The 1,876-nt window shown below is 41.6% G+C and carries 2 protein-coding genes and 1 pseudogene; 2 read left to right on the top strand and 1 reads right to left on the bottom strand.

All coding sequences use genetic code 11. The features are described from left to right. Both DWW81_RS12960 and mobP3 read left to right on the top strand, forming a co-directional pair. Positions 1-466: DDE-type integrase/transposase/recombinase (locus DWW81_RS12960; RefSeq protein WP_147339005.1), on the top strand; the 466-nt coding region annotated here is incomplete at its 5' end. 50 nt (positions 467-516) lie between these two features. Next, positions 517-1,641 carry a MobP3 family relaxase gene (mobP3, locus tag DWW81_RS12955; protein WP_181982756.1) on the top strand — a complete coding sequence of 375 codons (1,125 nt, stop codon included), beginning with the start codon at positions 517-519 and terminating at the stop codon, positions 1,639-1,641. Positions 1,642-1,662: 21 nt separating this feature from the next. On the opposite strand, the pseudogene DWW81_RS12950 reads toward mobP3, so the two are convergent. Then, positions 1,663-1,876: pseudogene (locus DWW81_RS12950) on the bottom strand (IS3 family transposase); the annotation flags it as partial.

Raw genomic sequence — 1,876 nt, 5'->3', positions numbered from 1 at the left:
GCTCTATGTTTCAGTGATATTTGACTGCTTTGATCTGATGCCGCTGGGGATAGCTATTGAAGATAATATGAGAGCTTCGCTCTGCTGCCATACTCTTGAAAACGCAAACAAATCATATCCTGATATAAAGGGCTGTATCATCCACTCGGACAGAGGCAGTCAGTATACAAGCGAAGAGTACCAAGCTGCTGTAAAGAAATATGGGATCATTCAAAGCATGAACAGTGCCGGCGGAAGATGTCATGATAATGCACGCTGTGAAAGTATGTGGGCAAGAATGAAAGAAGAACTGTTCTACAGCCGTGGGGACAAATCGGAGAAATACACTATGAGAGAGTTGAAGACTATGATCTGGAGATATTATATGAGTTACTGGGCTAACAGAAGAATCTGCACCGCCAACGGTGGGCTGCCTCCGGCAGTTCGAAGAAAGCTCTACTATGATCATATCTTTCTCGTTGCATAATTCTTGTTCGAATAAAATGTGTCAAGTGATATTGACAAAACCACCGCTATCTGAAAAGCGGCTCTGGGAAGAAAAAACAGCTCTATCACTATGTAAAATACATTGCAACCCGTGAGGGTTCAGTTCCGATACCGAATGCAAATGAAACAGCTCCTGCTACGAAAAATCAGCAGGAGCTTATTTCATCTCTGCTGAACGACTTCCCCGACAGCAAAGAGTTATTTGAGTACGAAGATTACCAAAAGGATCCCACTGTCAAAAACGGTTCGGCGCTAATATCGGAAATACTTGACCGAAACATGGACAGGCTTACAAGCCGTGAAAATTATGTAGGCTATCTTGCAAACCGTCCCGGAGCAGTCAAGTTTGGTTCGCACGGTTTGTTTTCACAATCGGACGAACCTATTAATCTTGAAAAGGTTGCAAAAGAGATTGCAAACCATGGCGGTAACGTTTGGACTCATGTCGTTTCGCTCCGCAGAGATAACGCTCAGGCAATGGGGTATGATAATTTAAAAGCGTGGCGTGAGCTTGTCAAGCGGCAGATTCCCAACATTGCGAAGAATCAGAAAATTGATATGGCTAATCTGAAATGGTACGCTGCTTTTCACGATAAGAAAACAAATCCTCATGTGCATATTATTGTGTACTCCGACAACGAGCGCGAGGGATTTCTCACTAATCATGGTATTGAAAAAATCCGCAGTGGTTTTGCAAACGATATTTATGCAGATGAACTTCACAATCTTTATGCACAGCAGACCGATTTGCGCAATCTGATGAAAAAGGAATCAGAACAATTAATGCAGAAGCTTGCGGATAACATTTCACAGAATGATGTTGATAACGCAGAACTAATTGATCTTGTTGCAAAACTGCATGAACAGCTTAATTCTTCTAAAGGCAAAAAGGTATACGGATACTTGAAAGCGGATGTGAAGAAAACTGTTGATGAGATTTTTATAAGGCTTTCGGAAAACGAATCAATTCAGAAAATGTATTCTCTTTGGTGTGAAATGGAGCAGCAGAAGCACGACGTTTATTCGTCGGCAAAGCTTCAGTTTCCAAAGCTTGCGGACAACAAGGAGTTTAAGTCTGTTAAAAATATGATAATCAGAACTGTACTGGATATGAATAGTCCTGTTGTTGATATTGGTTTTGTCAATATCACTTGACACATTTTATTCGAACAAGAATTATGCAACGAGAAAGATATGATCATAGTAGAGCTTTCTTCGTGCTGCCGGAGGCAGCCCACCGTTGGCGGTGCAGATTCTTCTGTTGGTCCAGTAACTCATATAATATCTCCAGATCATAGTCTTCAACTCTTTCATAGTGTAGTTCTCCGACTTGTCCTCACGGCTGTAGAATAGCTCTTCTTTCATTCTTGCCCACATACTTTCACAGCGT

Source organism: Ruminococcus sp. AF17-1AC (assembly GCF_003461385.1).
Taxonomy (GTDB): domain Bacteria; phylum Bacillota; class Clostridia; order Oscillospirales; family Ruminococcaceae; genus Hominimerdicola; species Hominimerdicola aceti.
The sequence above is the reverse complement of the archived record's forward strand: the minus strand, read 5'-3'. Positions and strand labels throughout refer to the sequence as shown.